The following is an 18144-nucleotide window of genomic DNA, read 5'->3' as shown; positions in this document are numbered from 1 at the left end:
TTTCGCCGAATGTCCTCAGTTGTGTTCGGACACCAGGACGGCGCGGGTGCCCGGCTCCAGCGCTTCGAACACATGTGCGACATCGCCGGGGTAGGCGATGTAGTCGCCGGGTCCGAGTTCGACCGGATCGCCCGCGACGCCGACGAGGGCGCGCCCGGCACTGAGGATGACGTGCTCGACCACCCCGGGCATGTGCGGTTCGGACTCCCGGGCGGGGCCGGGTTCGACGGCGAGGCGGTATAGATCCCGGCGCGCGGACGGCGGGCAGGACGCGACGAGGGTGGCGCGGTAGTCGGACCGGTCGGATGTCAGTTCCGGTCCTTCGTCGGCCCGGATGACCTGCACGCGCGGCCGCGGCGGGTCCAACAGTTGCGACATCTGCACGTCGAGTGCGACGCAGAGGGCCCACAGGGTTTCGACGCTCGGGTTGCCGCCCCCCGATTCCAGTTGGGACAGTGTGGATTTCGCGACCCCGGCGCGGCGGGCGACCTCGGTCAGGGACATACCCGACCGTTCGCGTTCGCGACGCAGCGAGGGTCCGATGTAGCCCAGCGGGGATTGCCCTGCCATGGTTTCCCTTCCCGACAACCCGTTCATTATTTTGGTCGCGATGTTCGTCTTGACGAACGATGCACCATGTGTTCAGTATAGAAGTCATGCGTTCGATGAAGCGAACACTCGATTCGCGGGTCCTCCGAAACATCGCGCTGGTGTGCCTCGCCGACGGACTGGTCGGCATGTCGTACGGCGCCATCGCGGTGGGTTCGGGCCTGAACGCCTGGTTGCCCGTCGCGCTGTCGGTGCTGGTCCTCGCCGGATCTGCGGAGTTCTTGTTCGTCGGCATCGTCGCGGCAGGCGGCAGCCCGGTCGCGGCGACGATCGCCGGGCTGCTGGTGAACGCGCGGCACCTGCCGTTCGGTCTGGCGGTCGGTGCCGTGCTGGGGCGCGGGCTGCGCCGCGTCGTCGGCAGTCACCTGATGAACGACGAGTCGGTGGTGTTCGCCCTCGGTGAGACGGACGCCGACCGCAGGCGCGCCGCGTACTGGGCGTGCGGTGTGGGGATCGCGGTGTGCTGGCCGCTCGGGGCCGTGCTCGGCGCGGTGGCGGGCACGGCGATCGGCGACCCCTCGGTGCTGGGACTGGACGCCATGTTCCCGGCGGTGCTGCTGGCGCTGGTGCTGCCGGCGTTGCGCGATCGGGACGTGCGGGTGCCGGCACTGGCCGGCGGCGTGATCGCCCTGGCCACCACGCCCTTCCTGCCCGCCGGGCTTCCGGTGCTGGCGGCGCTGGTGGGGCTGCTTGCCGGTGTGCGGCGGAAGGTGCTGCCGTGACCGGGAACCTCGTGCTGATCGGGTCGGTCGGGGTCCTTGCGGCGGGCACGTTCGCCTTCCGGTTCGCGGGACCGGTGCTGCGGCCACGGATCGCCACCCGGCCGTGGGTGGAGCGGACCATGGCGACGGCCGCCGTGGTTCTGCTCACCGCACTGGTGGGCACGACCGCGCTCACCGAAGGTCACGACCTCGCCGGGGTGGCGCGTCCCACCGGCGTCGTCGTCGCGGGCCTACTCGCCTGGCGGAAGGCACCTTTCGTCGTCGTCGTCCTGTCCGCGGCCGCCACGACTGCCGGATTGCGGCTCCTCGGGGTGCCGTGAGGATGCATGATCGAGGGGTGTTATTTCATCTCTGCGCCACGTGCGGCGTCGAACAGGACCCGAACACCCCGCTCCCCGACGAGTGCGCGATCTGCGCGGACGAACGCCAGTACATTCCGCTGGGCGGTCAGGAGTGGACCACCGTGGAGAAGCTGGCCGGTGCGGGGTACCGCGCGGTCGAGCACGAGGTCGAGCCGGGGCTGCACGGCCTGTACGTCGATCCGAAGACCGCCATCGGTCAGCAGTCCCTCGTGATCCGTACCCCCGCCGGGTCGCTGCTGTGGGATCCGATCGGGTTCGTCGACGACGCCGCCGTCGACGCCGTCGCCGCGCACGGCCCGGTCATCGCCGTCGCCGGCAGCCACCCGCACATGTTCGGGGTCCAGACGCAGTGGTCGAAGGCGCTCGGCGGCGTGCCGATCCTGGTGGCCGACGCGGACCGCGCGTGGCTGGCGCGGTCCGACGGCCCGATCGTGTTCTGGTCCGGCACCCACGAGGTGACGCCGGGTCTGACCCTGCACCAGATCGGCGGGCACTTTCCGGGCAGCGCCGTCGCGCACTGGCGGGACGGCGCCGACGGCCGGGGGGTCCTCCTCACCGGGGACGGCGTGTTCCCCAACCCGGACCGCCGTACGGTGTCGTTCCTCCGGTCCTACCCGAACCGGCTGCCGCTGTCCGCGGCGGTGGTGCGGCGCATCGCGGACCAGCTCTCGCATCTCGAGTTCGACCGCATCATCGGCAACTTCGACAACGTGATCGACAGCGACGGCCGGGAGGCGCTCGAATACTCGGCCACGCGGCACTGCGCGTGGGTGACCGGGGAGTTCGATCACCTCACGTGACCGCTGACCATGACGTCCGAGGTAATGGTCGCGGCGATCCGCCCGACCTAGGCTGGCCGAATGACCTCCCTCGACGATCGGCGCACGTCGCATGTCGGCACCCACCTGCGGGCGTGGCGGGAACGCCGCCGGCTCAGTCAGCTGGAACTGGCGAACCGCGCGGAGATCTCGGCACGGCACATCAGTTTCCTGGAGACCGGGCGGTCGAATCCCACGCGGGCGATGCTGCTGCGCCTCAGCGACCATCTCGACATTCCGCTGCGTGAACGCAACGCACTGCTCCTCGCCGGCGGTTTCGCGCCCGCCTTCCCGGAGCACCGACTGTCGGAGGTGCCGATGGCGTCGATCGCCGACGCCATCGGCAAGATCCTCACCGCGCATTCCCCGTATCCGGCGGTGGTCGTCGACCGGCACTGGAACATGGTGGACGCCAACGAGGCCGTCGCGGTGCTGACCGAGGGATGTGCCGCGGAGCTGCTCGAGCCGCCCGTGAACGTCCTGCGGTTGAGCCTGCACCCGGACGGCATGGCACCGCGGATCCTCGACCTGGCGCAGTGGCGGGGGCATCTTCTGCACCGGCTGCGTCATCAGATCGCGGTGACCGGCGACGACGGACTGCGTGACCTGCTGGGCGAGTTGGAGGGCTACCCCGGCGGCACCGTCGACGGCGCCGGACTGCCGGGGTCGCTCGTCGTGCCGCTGCGTATCCGACACCACGACACGGTGCTGGCGTTCCTCAGCACGACCACGATGTTCGGCACTCCCCTCGACGTGACGGTCGCGGAGCTGGCCATCGAATCGTTCTTCCCCGCCGACGCGGTGACAGCGGCTACCCTCCGCAGTAGCGTGAGCAGCGACTGAGGAGGTAGGTCTGATGGACTTGACAGCAATTGGTGTCGGTTTCGGCTACGTGGTCGTAGTCCTCACCATTCTTGTCGTCGTGGTCGGGGTGTCGGCACTGTTCGTGTTCTCGATCAAATCGGATTTCATTCCGCCGGAATCGCCGGGGACTCCCACGGGGCGGAAGCGGATCGGCCGGGCGGAATAGCCGCGTACGCACCGGAAGGCGGGCAGTTCCTCACGGAGGGGCTGCCCGCCTTCACGTATGGACGGGCCGCCGGGTTCTGGATCGATTCCGCTGTGCAGGCGGGGGGAAGCGCGGCTTACTGAGACGCTCGGGGACAAGGCGACTACCGTGACAGGAGTCGTCTATTTTTCGAGGAGCACGGAATGAGTATCAAGTCGGTTGAGTCACGCCGCCATCGCGTCGTGGTCATTGGATCCGGCTTCGGTGGGTTGTTCGGCACACAGGCGCTGAAGAATGCCGATGTCGACATCACCATGATCGCGCGCACCACTCACCATCTGTTTCAGCCGTTGCTGTATCAGGTGGCGACCGGCATTCTCTCCGTCGGCGACATCGCTCCCGCCACCCGGTTGGTGCTGCGCAAGCAGAAGAACACCAAGGTTCTGCTCGGCGATGTCGACGAGATCGATCTCGAGGCGAAGACGATCACCTCCCGGTTCCTGGACCGGACCACCGTCACCCCGTACGACAGCCTGATCGTCGCGGCGGGCGCGGGCCAGTCCTACTTCGGCAACGATCATTTCTCCGAGTTCGCGCCGGGCATGAAGACCATCGACGACGCCCTCGAACTGCGCGGCCGCATCCTGGGCGCGTTCGAGCAGGCCGAATTGTCGAACGATCCCGCCGAACGCGCCCGGCTCCTGACGTTCGTCGTCGTCGGCGCCGGTCCGACCGGTGTCGAACTCGCCGGCCAGATCGCGGAACTGTCGCGGCGCACCCTGTCGGGGGCGTTCCGCAACATCGATCCCCGTGAGGCCCGCGTGATCCTGCTGGACGGCGCGGACGACGTGCTGCCCGTCTACGGCGGCAAGCTGAGCCGTAAGGCCCGCCAGCAGCTGGAGAAGCTCGGCATCGAGATCCAGCTGGGGGCGATGGTCGTCGACGTCGACGTCGACGGCCTCGTCGTCAAGGACAAGGACGGCACGCAACGCCGGATCGAGTCGCAGTGCAAGGTGTGGTCGGCCGGTGTGCAGGCGAGCCCGCTGGGCAAGCAGATCGCGGAGCAGTCGGACGCCGAGATCGACCGGGCCGGTCGCGTCCTGGTCAAACCCGACCTGTCGGTGCCCGGCCACCCCGAGGTGTTCGTGATCGGCGACATGATGGCGCTCGACAAGTTGCCAGGTCTGGCGCAGGTCGCGATGCAGGGCGGCAAGTACGCAGCCAAGCAGATCAAGGCCGGCCTGAGCGGTCACAAGCCGGAAGACAGGCCGCCGTTCAAGTACTTCGACAAGGGCAGCATGGCCACCATCTCGCGATTCAGTGCGGTGGCGAAGGTCGGGAAGCTCGAGATCAGCGGTTTCATCGGCTGGGTGGCCTGGCTGGCAATCCACCTGATGTACCTGGTCGGGTTCCGCAGCCGGCTGTCCACTCTGCTGTCGTGGACGGTGACGTTCCTCGGCCGCGGGCGCGCGCAGATGGCATCCACCGAGCAGTGGGTGTTCGCCCGCAACGCGATGGAGCAGCTGGAGCGGCACGAGCGGGAGAAAGAGGCCGCCGAGAAGTCGGGCGGCGCGCAGCGCAAAGCCGCGGGGTGACGCAGGCGCGCCCATGACGTGAACAGAGCGGAGGGGACGGACCTGTCGGGTCCGTCCCCTCCGCCGTGCGCGTGGGTGGTCGTCAGTTGCCGAGGCGTCCGGTGTCGGTGATGTTCGCGAGCCGGACCTGCCCCTTGGAGACGAGTCGGTCCTGTTCGTCGGTGATCCGGACCTCCCACAGCTGCTGGGTGCGTCCGCGGTGGACGGGGCTGGCTTCGGCGGTCAGCGTGCCCTCCCGGGTCGCGCGGAGGAAGTCGGTGTTGTTGTTGACACCGACGACGTGTCCGCGGCCGCCGAGCCACACCGTGCCCGCTGCGCTGGCCACCGATTCGATGACGGAGCAGTAGACGCCGCCGTGCTGGATTCCGGCCGGCTGCTGCAGGTCCGGGGTGACCGTCCATTGCGCTCGCACGCGGTCGGGTGAGAGTTCGGTGTATTCGAGCCCGATGAGGGCGTCGAAGCCCTTGCCCAGTTGATCGGCCAACGCGGCAGTGTCGATCCCCCCGTCACCGTTCGATGCCTGCTGTTCCCCGGAATCCACCATCACACTCTCCATCGGATCGCTGTGCGCTCTCGCGGCGCACCCGATCTCCTGCCTACACGACGGGAAGGGAGGCGGGAAAAGCAGGTGGGGCAAACGGATCGGCGGGCCTCACACTGTGTCAGCGTGAGGCCCGCCGTGGGATGGACCTGGGAGTCACTGCAGCCCTCAGGACTCCGGCGCGGTCCGGTAGTTCGGTTCTCGGCGCCGGCATTTCTGCTCGGCGCCTGGAACGAGTATAGGCAAGGCTGCCCTAATTAAGCAAGCGCTTCCTGGCTTGCCCGAGTCGGCCGCAGTGCGGGCGCGTGATCCGGCTCTTCGAGCGGACCGGCACCCCGGCGGCCACGAAGGCGTCCAGGATCCCCTGCCCGCGGCGCTGCGCGGCCGCCTCGCCGCCACCGGCGAGGATCGGCACGTACGTCGCGGCTCCGAGCACGGCCTCCCCCACGAGTCCCCAGAAGCGGGACGCGTCGATCGGCGTCAGCCGGGCGATGGCGTCGAACACCGCGTGCAGCGACGTGAGACTGCGGTGCACCGTCCAGAGCAGCAGCGCCCGCTCGCAGGGCACGGTGACCGTCCGGGGTGCGCCGGCGTAGGGGTCGTCCGGCAGCACGCGCATGGTGTCGTCGGCGACACCCGCCCAGTCGATGCCCTCGTCGCTGTCCATGTGGATCCACAGGTTCTCGAGCCCCGGGTCCCACGCGCGGCCCTCCAGGACGACGAGCGCGGTGACGCGCCCGACCACGGCGTGAATGAGCGCGGTGGCCACCTGCATCGCGGCGACGTCCGGGTCGGGAACATCCTCGAGCGAACGGGCCCACATCCGGGGCACCCGGTCGCCGTCGATGTCGTCCGCCAGCGACCACCACCGGCGTTTACCCTCGTCTGCCATCGTCGCGACCGCGTACATGCGCGGATATTCGGCGTTCAGCGCGCGAAGTCGCGTGCAGGACACGTCCAGTGCGGTCGCGGGGGCGGACAGGGTCGAAGTCACCGTGCACTCCAATCGGTCGGGATGGAACACACCAAACATAGGTGAGCCTAACCAAATATCAAGACTTGACATCATGTGATGTGAGGCACCCCCGTCGACCGCAACGCTCGGGACGTCCCGCCGGATGTGGCATCAGAGATAGGGTTCCGTAACCTAAGTAGTTGAATTCGGTGCAGATCCGGTGCACAGGCACACACGTCAGGAGCTTCCCCCGCCAGTGACGACGACGAGACAGTTCGGCAGCGACATCCCGCACCTGCCGACCGACGAGCCCTACGGGAAGCGCGACGTCCCGCGCGGTCCCGCCCCGCTGTACCTCCGGGCACTCGCGGGACTGCTCGACATCGGGATAGTGGCCATCCCCCTCGTCCTCGGCTGGTACATCGTGGAGTCCCTCCGCGACGACAACGGCGGCGGGCAGGCGGACCGGGTCGTGTTCGGCGGCGCCGCCGTCGCGATCGCCCTCGGACTGGCCCTGTGGAACCGCGGTTTCCGCGAAGGCAACACCGGCCAGAGTTCGGGCAAGGGCTGGGTCGGCCTGGTCACCCGCGACACCCACACCCAGGACGCGATCGGCCCGAAACGGTCGCTGCAGCGGGTGTTCCGGCGTTCCGGAACCGAGGTCGTGCGGGAGAGCACCGCGTCCGACGAGGGCTTCACCGTCCGCGAGAAGGACGTGTCGGTCGCGGCGATCCGGCGACGTCGGCTCGTCGGGCTGGGCGTCCTCGTGGTCCTGCTCGGGTTGGTGCTCCTCGCCAGCGTCGCCGTCGGGGCGCGGCCGCTGTCGTTCGCGGAGATCTTCCATGCACTGTTCGACGCGGACGGTTCGCAGACCGACATCATCGTGCGCACCCTCCGCGGCCCGCGCACCGCACTGGGACTCGTCGTCGGAATGGCGCTCGGTGTCGCGGGCGCCCTCATCCAGGGGCACACCCGCAACCCGCTCGCCGACGCGGGCCTCCTCGGTCTCAACGCGGGCGCCGCATTCCTCGTGGTGCTGTCGATGTACCTGTTCGGGTTCAGCGCGCCCAGCGAATACCTGTGGTTCGCGTTCGCCGGGTCGTTCGCGGCGAGCGTGATCGTGTTCGGGCTGTCATCGATCGGGAACGGGGCGGCGAGCCCGCTGAGCCTGGCCCTGGCCGGCGCCGCCGTCGCGTTCTTCCTGCAGGCGATGACCAACGCAATCATCATCGTCGACCAGTCCAGCCTCGACTCCTACCGCTTCTGGGTGGTCGGGTCGGTGGCCGGCCGCGGCTTCGACGTGCTGTGGCAGGTGCTGCCGTTCCTCGTCATCGGACTGATCCTCGCCCTCGTCAGCACACCGGGCCTGAACGTCCTCAGCCTCGGCGAGGACGTGGCACGGTCGCTGGGCACGAACATCGCGGCCAGCCGCGCACTCGGCATCGTCGCGATCACCCTCCTCACCGGTGCGGCCACCGCGGCGTGCGGTCCGATCGCATTCATCGGTCTCGTCGTCCCCCACGTCGCGCGGGCGATCACCGGCCCCGACTACCGGTGGCTGGTCCCCTACGCCGGGCTCCTCGGCGGCGTCATGCTCGTGACCGCCGACGTCATCGGACGCGTCGTGGTCCGGCCGGGTGAGCTGCAGGTGGGGATCGTGCTGGCCGTGTTCGGTGCACCGTTCTTCATCGCGTTGGTTCGGCGCAGAAAGTTGGCAAGCCTGTGAGCACTCGCGACGAAGTGCGCCCCGACCTCGGGGCCGCCCCGGCGTCCCGCGTCCCGGCCCGCCCCGCGTTCCGGCTCGGACCGATCTCCCTGGTCCTGCGCCCCCTCGGCATCGCCGTGAACGTGGCCCTGCTGGTGGCGCTGTTCCTGGTGCTGTGCCTCAACATCGGTCGCGGCGACTACCCGCTGTCGATCCCCGAGGTCACCCGGGTGCTGTTCGGCGGCGGCACGAAGGCCCAAAACTTCATCGTCATGGACCTCCGGCTGCCGCGGTCGCTGACCGGGGTGTTCATCGGCATGGCCCTCGGCCTGGCCGGCGCCATCACCCAGTCGATCGCCCGCAACGCCCTCGCCAGCCCGGACATTCTCGGCATCACGTCCGGTGCCAGCGCCGCCGCGGTCGCGCTGATCGTCCTCGGCGGCGGCGGCAGCTTCGTCGGCCTCCTCGCCACCCTGGGCATCCCGCTGGCCGCCCTGTTCGGCGGACTGCTCACCGCGCTGGTCATCTATATGCTCGCGTGGCGCGGCGGGGTGGAGGGTTACCGGCTGATCCTGATCGGCATCGGCATCAACGCCATGCTGATCGCCGTCACCGGCTGGCTGCTGATCTCCGCGGACATCAACGACGCGTCGCGGGCCCAGGTGTGGCTCAACGGGTCCCTCAACGGCGCCGCCTGGAGTCAGGTGTGGCCCGTCACCATCGCCGTCGTCCTCGTCGGCGGCTACGCGGTGATCTCGTCGTTCACGATGGGCGCCCTCCGCCTCGGCGACGACAACGCGGTGTCGCTGGGTGTGCGGCTGCAGTGGTCGCAGGCCCGGCTCCTGCTCATGGCCGTCGCCCTGGCCGGCATCGCGACCGCGGCAGCGGGCCCGGTCGGCTTCGTCGCGCTCGCCGCACCGCAGGTGGCGCTGCGGCTGGTGCGGTCCGCCGGCCCGCCGCTCATCGCGTCCGCCCTGACCGGCGCCGTGCTCGTGGTGGGCAGCGACGTCGTCGCCCGCACGATCCTGCCCGTCGAGCTGCCGGTGGGTATCGTCACCTCCGCACTCGGCGGTCCATTCCTGCTGTATCTGCTGGTGCGCAACAATCGGAAGGTCTCGGCATGACCGTGCAGACTGACTCTCGACTGATCGCCGAGAACCTGAGCCTCGGGTACGGCGACCGGGTCATCGTCGACAACCTCGACCTCGAGGTGAGGACCGGGGTGATCACCACCGTGATCGGGCCGAACGGCTGCGGCAAGTCCACGCTGCTGCGCGCGCTGGGGCGGCTGCTGAAGCCGCGCAACGGTTCGGTGCTGCTCGACGGCAAGGCCATCGGCTCGATGCGCACCAAGGACGTCGCCCGCACACTGGGCATGCTTCCCCAGGCGCCGCTGGCCCCCGAGGGGCTCACGGTGGCCGACCTGGTGGCCCGCGGCAGGCACCCGCACCAGTCGTGGCTGCGGCAGTGGTCGTCCGACGACGAGGGCGAGGTCGCCGAGGCGCTCGCGTTGACCGGGGTGTCCGATCTCGCGGACCGCCCCGTCGACCAACTGTCGGGTGGTCAGCGTCAGCGGGCCTGGATCTCGATGGCCCTCGCGCAGGGAACCGACATCCTCCTGCTCGACGAGCCCACCACCTACCTGGACCTGGCGCACTCGATCGAGGTGCTCGACCTGGTGGACCGGATGCACGAGGAGTTGGGCCGCACTGTGGTGATGGTGCTCCACGACCTGAACCTCGCGATCCGCTACAGCGATCAGCTGATCGTCATGCGGGACGGCACCATCGTCGCGGCCGGCGCGCCGAAGGACATCATCTCCGCCGAACTCCTGCTCGAGGTGTTCGGTCTCGAGGCCGCGGTCATCGCCGACCCGGTGTCCGATCGCCCGCTGGTGGTGCCGATCGGCACCCGCCACGTGTACGGCGCGGTCGGCGGACCGGAGCCGAAGTAGCGGCCGTCAGCGTCGGCCGCCGATCATCGTCCGCACCAGCCGGTAACTCTGTCCCAGCGACACCGTCGGCAGGTACGCCCTGCCGACGGCGTTGCCGATGCTCGGCAGGGCGGCCGGGTCGGCGAACGTCATGTGCATGGCCACGTACCGGGGCTGGAACTTCGACTTGAACGCCAGCAGCGAACGGAACCCGTACACCGGTTCCAGGGTCCGGCCGAGCAGATCGAGAACGCTGTCCATCACCGCCGACAGGCTCGACGACTCCGACCGTTCCTGCTCGTCGGCGTCGCCGTCCGGTTGTTCGACCTTGGCGAGCGGGGCGCCGGACAGGCTCAGGAACTGCGCCCCCTCCTCCTCCAGTTTCAGCGCCGCGGACGCGATGAGGAACTCCATCGCCGGCCGGAACCCTTCCGAGCGCCGCCGCATGAAGTCGAGGGTCCAGCCGACCACCCGCGCGTCCTGGTACACCGGCAACCAGGACGTGACGCCGTGGACGGTGCGGTCCTCGTCGACGGCGACCAGGCAGCGCACCTCCGGGTCGTCGACCTCGTCGAGTCCGCCGAGCGTGAACCCCATCTCGGGCATCCCCTTGTCGGCCACCCATTCCTCGGAGATCGCCGTGATCTGGTCGGTGATCGACCGGGGGGCGCTGGGGAAGCTGACCCATTCCGCGGTGATCCCCGACTTCTTCGCCTTGTTCAGGGCGGTCCGGACGTCCTGGAATCGCTTTCCGGTGAACGCGATCTGCCCCAGATCCAGCACCGTCTCCTCGGCGACCTGGATGCCGCTCCAGCCGAGGGCGTCCGTGACGGCGCGGACCTCCCCGGTCACCGAGTAGAAGCACGGGATCCACCCGTTGGCGGCGGCGAATTCGGCGAAGTGTTCGACGTTGTCCCGCAACCGGTCCGGCGGGCCGACCGGGTCGCCGGTGGTGAGCGCGACACCGGCGAGGACACGGTACGCGACGTAGCCGGTGCCGTCGGCGGAGAACCAGTAGTTGTTGCCGCGCCACGTCGTCATCCAGGACAGCGGGCTTCCGCTCCCCGACTTCAGCAGGGCGCGGGCCCGTTCGGCGGACTCCGAGTCCGATCCGATGGCGGGACTGAGGAACGTCGCGGCGACGAGCGCGCACGCCGCCACCCAGAACACCACCCCGGTCCACTCGTACAGCAGGGTCGCGGGAATGCTCACCGGCAGCAGCCGGGGGTCGAGCCACTGCAGGTACACGGGCGGGATGAGCCGCTCCGGGAAGTCGGCGAGCAGCGTCGCCATGCCGGGCCGGGGGTCGAAACCGTTCCGCGCCCACAGCCCGCCCAGGACGTAGAGGACGGCGAGCCCGCCCAGGACGGACACCAGGACGACGGCCAGCCGCCGGTAGGTGCCGGCCGGGGCGGAGACGTCGAAGAACCGCCGGGTGGCGAGCAGCACGATCAGGATCGCCAGCGGCGTCAGGAACGGCACCAGCGTCCGGTACAGGTTCGGGTCGGCGAGACCGTAGAACAGGGAGTCCTCGTCGAGGGAGTCGACGAACCGGACCGCGAAGTTCAGCAGCGACAGCACCAGCAGGATCACCTGGGCGATCACGGACGCGACCCACGCGAAGCGACGGCCCCGTCGGAGGCCGTCGCTGAGGGTGAGGAGGAACAGGGACGGCATCAGACTCAGCAGGGTCGGCCCGACCCCGGACAGGCGCAGTTCGAGCAGCCCGCGCCGGCATTCGGGGTCCGACGCCGACACCTCGCACAGGTCGCGCACCTCGCCGGCCGTGTAGGGGATGCCGCGGAACAGGTCGCGGAGCACGGCGAGCGGTCCGACCGCCTCCGCGGACAGCGCCGCGATCATCGGGCCGATCGCACTGGCCGCCACGATGATCGCGACCAGCACCCGGCCCTCACGCTGGGTGCCCGCGATCCGTTCGCCGCGGGCGGAGCGGCCGACGATCCAGCGGCCGATCACCAGCCCGACCACGGCCGCGGCGAGCCGGACCACGTCCTGCAGCGACCCACTGAACAGTGCCAGGGTGATGGTGAACACGAGGACGCCGACGCGGATCCGCCGACGCCACAGGGTGCCCATGTTCGAACTGGCGACCATCGCGGCACCGACGATCCACGTGCTCGGGCCGACGGCCATGCCCACGTGCAGCCGGAAACCCCAGTTCGCGTCGACGACCTTCGCGACGGCGGCCACCGACAGTGCGAGCAGCCCGCCGAGCACCTGGGTGGCGACCGCGGCCAGCGCGAACCGCGCCGACCCCATGCGACGTTCCAGCGGTGCGGCCGCCACGAGGACGAGGACGGTCGTCGACAGGTACGCCAGGACGTCGTCGCCCCACAGCCCGGCCGTGAACAGGGTCCACATCCACCCGTTCTGGAACGCCCGGATCCCGATCGCGACGTGCTGGGACAGGTCGTGGGAGGGGCCGCTGATCACACTGGACGTGGCGATCGCGAGGATCCAAATCACCACCAGCAGCGCAATGCTGACCGGTGCACCCCGCACCCCGCCCCAGACCCGTTCCGCTGCCCGCCCGGTCTGACCCTTGACCCTGGCCGCCGCATCGTGCCCGGTCGCCGCGCTGTCGTCGGTCTTCATCCGCCAGGTCCCCACTCTCCGCGATGTCGAGAACGAACGCTTGCCCGGCGGGTCGGCCGCTGCCAACCCGACCGTAATCCACCCCTTCGAAGTATGGCCAATACCACACGCCGTGACGCAGTTTTACTACTACCAGTAGTACGTATCTGCGTCGTCGTATCCGTAGAATCGGTTTATGGCTGGACTCGGCGAACTCGAACGCGCAGTGATGGATCACCTGTGGTCCACTTCGGAACCGCAGACGGTACGGCAGGTACACGAGGCACTGGCGGCACGCCGTGAACTCGCGTACACGACTGTCATGACAGTGCTCCAGCGACTGGCGAAGAAGCACCTCGTCATTCAGCAGCGCGACGACCGCGCCCACCGGTACCTGCCGGTGCACCAGCGTGAGGAGCTCGTCGCGAGCCTCATGGTGGACGCACTGCAGCAGGCCGACAAGTCCGGCAGCCGTGCCGCCGCACTCGTGCACTTCGTCGGCCAGGTCGGCGCCGACGAGGCCGACGCGCTCCGCGAGGCCCTCGCCGCGCTCGAGGCCAAGGAGCGGTCCACCGGAGACAATCAGTCGGGAACCGTTCGCGCCGGCTGACGTTCGTCATGCATGATGAGTAGGACATGGACGCCACCACCGCGCTGGTATTCGGAGTACTCGCACTTCTACTCGCAGGGCCTGTCCCTGCGCTGTTGAGTCGTGCCCGATGGCCGCATCGCGCCCCCCGAGCAGCACTCGTGCTGTGGCAGGCAATCGCCCTCGCCGCAGTTCTGTCCGCATTCAGTTCGGGCCTCGCGATCGCCAGCCAGCTCCTGGTCCCCGGACCGGACGGACGCCCGACCACGGCGCCGGTCGCCGAGATCGACGCCCTGGGCCTGCCCCTGTGGCTGCTGTACGTGGTGGTCTTTGCGCTCACCCTCCTCGTCGGCGCCAAACTGATCTTCGCGATCGTGCAGGTCGGGGTCCGCACCCGTCGCCGACGCGCCCGGCACCGCATGCTGGTCGACCTCCTCGACCGCTGCGATTCCTCGTCGCCGCTCGCCCGCACCCCGGACCTGCGGGTCCTCGACGTCACCGAGCCCATCGCCTACTGCCTGCCCGGTCTGCGCCAGCGGGTGGTGCTGAGCCAGGGCACGTTCACCAATCTCGACGACGCGGAGATCACCGCGATCCTCACCCACGAGCGGTCCCATCTGCGGGCCCGGCACGACCTCGTCCTCGAGGCGTTCACCGCCGTCAACGCCGCCTTCCCCACCGTCGTGCGCAGCAAGTCCGCGCTCGGGTCGGTGCAGTTGCTGGTCGAGATGCTGGCCGACGACTCCGCCGTCCGCGCCACCGGACCGACCGCGCTGGCCCGCGCGCTCGTCGCCTGTTCGGGGTCGATTGCCCCCAAGGGCGCCATGGCCGCGGGTGGTCCCAGCACCCTGCTGCGGGTGCAGCGCCTGGCCTCCTCGGAGGCGGGAACCCCGGTGGCTCTCGCCGCCTACGCCGCGTCGGTGGCCATCCTCGTGGTGCCGACCATCGCCGTCGCCGTCCCCTGGCTCACCGAACTGAGCCGGTTGTTCAGCGCCGTGTAGTCACCCAGCTCACATCCCGCCGGGTTCGATAACCGGGTGCCCCGTCGCGTACACTGGTCGACGGTCGCCACTGCGGCCCATCAACACTGAAACGGCACACAGCCCAATTCCCCGCACTTCCGCGAATGGATTGACCAGGTGACATGTGCCCTGGCTCGTCCCTTTGTGCGTGCTGCATGACAGCCCCCGCTCCGCGACGCGCCCTATGCCCGGAGAGGTATTTGCGTGACCAACGCTGTCCAGACGACGTCTGCCCCACTAGAGCAGACCGAGACCGAAACCCCTGACCAGAACGCCACCGTGACGTTCGCCGAGATCGGCCTGCCCGCACCCCTGGTGCAGGCCCTCGCCCGCAACTCCATCACCGTCCCGTCGCCGATCCAGGCGCTGGCCGTCCCCGATGCGCTGGCCGGCACCAACGTCCTCGGCCGCGCACAGACCGGATCGGGCAAGACCCTCGCATTCGGCCTGCCCATGCTCACCCGCCTGTCCCGGCACGAGGACCGGCCCGCACCCAAGCGTCCCCGCGCGCTGGTGCTCGTTCCCACCCGTGAACTCGCGTTCCAGGTGGTCGACTCCCTCAACTCGTACGCCGGGGCCATGGGACTGACCGTCCGCCCCGCCGTCGGCGGCACCCCGTTCAGCAAGCAGGTCGACCAGCTGCGCCGCGGCGTCGACATCCTCGTCGCCACCCCCGGCCGGTTGAACGACCACCTGCGTCAGGGCACCTGCATCCTCGACTCCATCGAGATCACCGCGCTCGACGAGGCCGATCAGATGGCTGACATGGGCTTCCTGCCCGAGGTCCGGGCCATCCTCGGGGAAACCCGGGCCGACGGCCAGCGTCTCCTGTTCTCGGCCACCCTGGACCGTGAGGTGCAGTCGCTGGTCCGCCAGTTCCTGCCCGACCACGTGCAGCATTCCACCGAGGACGGTCGCGCCAGCGTCGACACGATGGAGCACTACGTGCTGCTCGTCGACCGCGGCCAGAAGGACAACGTCCTCGCGGAAATCGGCGCCCGCGACGGCCGCACGATCATGTTCGCCCGCACCAAGCTCGGCTGCGAGGGCATCACCGACCGCCTCCGCGCGGTGGGAATCGCCGCCGAGGCGCTGCACGGCGGCAAGGCGCAGAACCAGCGCACCCGGGTCCTCGAACGGTTCAAGAACGGCCGCACCCCCGTGCTCGTCGCGACGGATGTCGCCGCCCGCGGCATCCACGTCGACGGCATCGACCTGGTCGTGCACGTCGATCCGCCCGCCGACCACAAGGACTACCTGCACCGTGCGGGCCGGACCGCCCGTGCAGGCGAGAAGGGCACTGTCGTCGCGATCGTGCTGCCCAACCAGAAGCGCACGTTCCGCCGCCTGACCGGGATGGCCGGTGTCGACGCCACCGCCGTGCCCGTCACCCCCGGCTCGGAGAAGCTGGCCAGCATCACCGGCGCCAAGGCGCCCAGCGGAGAACCGGTGCGCGACACCTACTCCCGCGGTGAGCGTGGCGGCGACCGCAAGTTCGGTGACCGCGGACCCCGCCGTGAGGGCGGATACGCCGGCCGCGACGGCGGCGGCTACCGCGGCAATCGCAACGACCGCGGCGACCGTGGTGAGCGCAGCTTCGGCGACCGTCCGTCGGGTGGTCGCAGCTTCGAGGGTCGCGGCCCGCGCCGCGACCAGACCGACAACCGGTCCGGCGGCTACCGGGGCGACCGTCCGCAGCGCGACGGTGACAACCGTGGCGGCGGCTACCGCGGCGACCGGGACAACCGGACGTTCACGGATCGGGCCCCGCGCCGCGACTTCGGCGACCGCGGCGACAGCCACCGCGGAACCGGCGAGCGCAGCTTCGACCGCAGCGCACCCCGCCGCGACTTCGGCGACAACCGCGGTGCGGCAGGCGGGTTCCGTCGCGACGATCGCCGGGATGACCGCCGTGACGATCGCCGCCCCGCGGCCACGTCGGAGCGTCGCCCCGCGGCGACGACCGGTGGCGGATTCCGCAGCCGCACGGAGCGTCGCTCGTACGACGGTTTCGACGGCCCGCGGCGTGAGCGCCGCAGCTGATCGATCGCTGATCCGACAACCGAATATCGAAGTGTGAGAGAAGGCCGGCCGTCGCATGTGCGACGGCCGGCCTTCGTATGTTTGGCTTAGGCGGTCGAGCTTTTCGTAGCCGCCGATTTCACTACCGCCGAGCGAGAGGGAATGCTGTATCCATGACTATCGACAACACTGAGGGTGCCCGCGCCCAGATCGGCGTCACGGGACTGGCCGTCATGGGCTCGAACATCGCCCGCAACTTCGCCCGGCACGGTCACACGGTCGCGCTGCACAACCGCAGCATCGCCAAGACCGACGCCCTCATCGAGGAGCACGGCAGCGAGGGCGACTTCGTCCGCACCGAGACGATCGAGGAGTTCGTGGGCGCGCTGCAGAAGCCGCGCCGCGTGCTGATCATGGTTAAGGCCGGCGACCCCACCGACGCCGTCATCGAGGAACTCGCCGCGGCGATGGAGCCCGGTGACATCATCATCGACGGCGGCAACGCCCTGTACACGGACACGATCCGCCGCGAGGCCTCACTGAGGGAGCGTGGCCTGCACTTCGTCGGCGCCGGCATCTCCGGCGGTGAGGAGGGCGCGCTCAACGGTCCGTCGATCATGCCGGGCGGCCCGAAGGAGTCCTACGCGGCCCTCGGACCGCTGCTCGAGTCGATCGCCGCGCAGGTCGACGGCACCCCCTGCTGCACGCACATCGGCCCCGACGGGTCCGGCCACTTCGTGAAGATGGTGCACAACGGCATCGAGTACGCCGACATGCAGCTCATCGGCGAGGCGTACAACCTGCTCGGATCCGCCCTCGGCTACGACGCCGGGAAGATCGCCGACGTGTTCACCGACTGGAACGGCGGCGACCTCGAAAGCTACCTCGTCGAGATCACCGCGGAGGTGCTGCGGCAGAAGGACGCGAAGACCGGCAAGCCGCTCGTCGACGTGATCGTCGACGCCGCCGAGCAGAAGGGCACCGGCCGCTGGACCGTCAAGTCCGCGCTCGACCTCGGTGTCCCCGTCACCGGGATCGCCGAGGCCGTGTTCGCCCGCGCGCTGTCCGGGTCCCGCGAGCAGCGCAAGGCCGCGGTCGGGCTGGCGTCCGGCGTCCTCGCCGACAAGCCCACCGATGCCGCCCAGTTCACCGAGGACATCCGGCAGGCCCTGTACGCGTCGAAGGTCGTGGCCTACGCGCAGGGATTCGACCAGATCGCGGCCGGCAGCGCCGAATACGACTGGGACCTGCACCCCGCCGACCTCGCGACCATCTGGCGTGGCGGCTGCATCATCCGGGCCCGGTTCCTCAACCGCATCAAGGAGGCGTACGACGAGAACCCGAAGCTGCCGAGCCTCATCCTGGCGCCGTACTTCCGGGACGCCATCGAGACGGCCATCGACAGCTGGCGCCGGGTGGTCTCCACCGCCACACTGCTGGGGATCCCGGTGCCGGCGTTCGCGTCGTCGCTGTCCTACTACGACGCCCTGCGCGCGGAGCGGCTGCCCGCGGCCCTGACGCAGGGGCAGCGCGACTTCTTCGGCGCCCACACCTACGAGCGGGTCGACGCGGAGGGCAAGTTCCACACCCTCTGGAGCGGTGACCGCAGCGAAGTGCAGGCCTGAGCCTCGCCGCCTGCCCGTCCCCGGCCGTGACGTACCGCGTGT

General features: G+C 69.6%; 17 protein-coding genes. 13 read left to right on the top strand and 4 right to left on the bottom strand.

The window, feature by feature from the left end; genetic code table 11:
• Positions 1 to 15: 15 nt before the first annotated feature.
• Positions 16 to 570, bottom strand: a complete 555-nt coding sequence (locus QM841_RS13695) for a helix-turn-helix domain-containing protein (RefSeq protein WP_043793370.1) — start codon at positions 568 to 570, stop codon at positions 16 to 18.
• 86 nt (positions 571 to 656) lie between these two features.
• Between QM841_RS13695 and QM841_RS13690 the strand changes: the two genes are divergently transcribed.
• From QM841_RS13690 to QM841_RS13665, 6 genes are all read left to right on the top strand, one after another.
• Positions 657 to 1331 carry an AzlC family ABC transporter permease gene (locus QM841_RS13690; RefSeq protein ID WP_283332394.1) on the top strand — a complete coding sequence of 225 codons (675 nt, stop codon included), beginning with the start codon at positions 657 to 659 and terminating at the stop codon, positions 1329 to 1331.
• Complete coding sequence (locus tag QM841_RS13685) at positions 1328 to 1651, top strand: AzlD domain-containing protein (RefSeq protein WP_283332393.1); 324 nt, start codon at positions 1328 to 1330, stop codon at positions 1649 to 1651. The genes QM841_RS13690 and QM841_RS13685 overlap by 4 nt, the downstream gene beginning before the upstream one ends.
• 17 nt (positions 1652 to 1668) lie before the next feature.
• On the top strand, positions 1669 to 2493 hold the full coding sequence (locus QM841_RS13680) for an MBL fold metallo-hydrolase (RefSeq protein WP_283332392.1): 825 nt from the start codon (positions 1669 to 1671) through the stop codon (positions 2491 to 2493).
• Positions 2494 to 2553: 60 nt separating this feature from the next.
• Positions 2554 to 3354: a helix-turn-helix domain-containing protein gene (locus QM841_RS13675; protein WP_283332391.1), complete on the top strand. Its 801-nt coding sequence runs from the start codon at positions 2554 to 2556 to the stop codon at positions 3352 to 3354.
• Between the two features lie 13 nt (positions 3355 to 3367).
• Positions 3368 to 3541: a hypothetical protein gene (locus QM841_RS13670; protein ID WP_009480519.1), complete on the top strand. Its 174-nt coding sequence runs from the start codon at positions 3368 to 3370 to the stop codon at positions 3539 to 3541.
• Positions 3542 to 3723: 182 nt separating this feature from the next.
• Positions 3724 to 5115: an NAD(P)/FAD-dependent oxidoreductase gene (locus QM841_RS13665; RefSeq protein WP_283332390.1), complete on the top strand. Its 1392-nt coding sequence runs from the start codon at positions 3724 to 3726 to the stop codon at positions 5113 to 5115.
• Between the two features lie 82 nt (positions 5116 to 5197).
• On the opposite strand, the gene QM841_RS13660 is transcribed toward QM841_RS13665, so the two are convergent.
• Entirely contained in the window at positions 5198 to 5659 is a 462-nt protein-coding gene (locus tag QM841_RS13660; protein ID WP_283332389.1) for a PaaI family thioesterase, read from the bottom strand.
• Positions 5660 to 5909: 250 nt separating this feature from the next.
• Positions 5910 to 6689, bottom strand: coding sequence for a hypothetical protein (locus QM841_RS13655; RefSeq protein WP_283332388.1), 780 nt, complete (start codon positions 6687 to 6689; stop codon positions 5910 to 5912).
• A 178-nt stretch (positions 6690 to 6867) separates the two neighbouring features.
• On the opposite strand from QM841_RS13655, the gene QM841_RS13650 reads away from it, so the two are divergent.
• Genes QM841_RS13650 through QM841_RS13640 form a run of 3 tightly spaced genes read left to right on the top strand, consistent with a single transcriptional unit; the run spans position 6868 to position 10270 of the window.
• Positions 6868 to 8337, top strand: coding sequence for a FecCD family ABC transporter permease (locus tag QM841_RS13650; RefSeq protein ID WP_283332387.1), 1470 nt, complete (start codon positions 6868 to 6870; stop codon positions 8335 to 8337).
• Positions 8334 to 9440: a FecCD family ABC transporter permease gene (locus tag QM841_RS13645; protein WP_283332386.1), complete on the top strand. Its 1107-nt coding sequence runs from the start codon at positions 8334 to 8336 to the stop codon at positions 9438 to 9440. Before QM841_RS13650 ends, QM841_RS13645 begins: the two co-directional genes overlap by 4 nt.
• Complete coding sequence (locus tag QM841_RS13640) at positions 9437 to 10270, top strand: ABC transporter ATP-binding protein (protein ID WP_283332385.1); 834 nt, start codon at positions 9437 to 9439, stop codon at positions 10268 to 10270. The genes QM841_RS13645 and QM841_RS13640 overlap by 4 nt, the downstream gene beginning before the upstream one ends.
• A 6-nt stretch (positions 10271 to 10276) precedes the next feature.
• Here QM841_RS13640 and QM841_RS13635 read toward each other — a convergent pair whose 3' ends face one another.
• On the bottom strand, positions 10277 to 12865 hold the full coding sequence (locus QM841_RS13635; protein WP_283332384.1) for a bifunctional lysylphosphatidylglycerol flippase/synthetase MprF: 2589 nt from the start codon (positions 12863 to 12865) through the stop codon (positions 10277 to 10279).
• Positions 12866 to 13040: 175 nt separating this feature from the next.
• On the opposite strand from QM841_RS13635, the gene QM841_RS13630 reads away from it, so the two are divergent.
• From QM841_RS13630 to gnd, 4 genes are all read left to right on the top strand, one after another.
• A complete protein-coding gene (locus tag QM841_RS13630) occupies positions 13041 to 13454 on the top strand; it encodes a BlaI/MecI/CopY family transcriptional regulator (protein ID WP_005246077.1) in 414 nt (137 codons plus the stop codon).
• A 26-nt stretch (positions 13455 to 13480) separates the two neighbouring features.
• Positions 13481 to 14434 (top strand): M56 family metallopeptidase, encoded by a 954-nt coding sequence (locus QM841_RS13625; RefSeq protein ID WP_073366721.1) that lies wholly within the window; start codon positions 13481 to 13483, stop codon positions 14432 to 14434.
• Between the two features lie 225 nt (positions 14435 to 14659).
• Positions 14660 to 16498, top strand: coding sequence for a DEAD/DEAH box helicase (locus tag QM841_RS13620; protein ID WP_280784523.1), 1839 nt, complete (start codon positions 14660 to 14662; stop codon positions 16496 to 16498).
• Positions 16499 to 16650: 152 nt separating this feature from the next.
• A complete protein-coding gene (gnd, locus tag QM841_RS13615; protein ID WP_283332383.1) occupies positions 16651 to 18102 on the top strand; it encodes an NADP-dependent phosphogluconate dehydrogenase in 1452 nt (483 codons plus the stop codon).
• Positions 18103 to 18144 lie beyond the last annotated feature (42 nt).

This window comes from Rhodococcus sp. IEGM 1307, from assembly GCF_030056915.1.
GTDB lineage: Bacteria > Actinomycetota > Actinomycetes > Mycobacteriales > Mycobacteriaceae > Rhodococcus_F > Rhodococcus_F opacus_D.
Note: the sequence above shows the minus strand (reverse complement) of the source record. Positions and strands in the feature narration are given on the sequence as shown.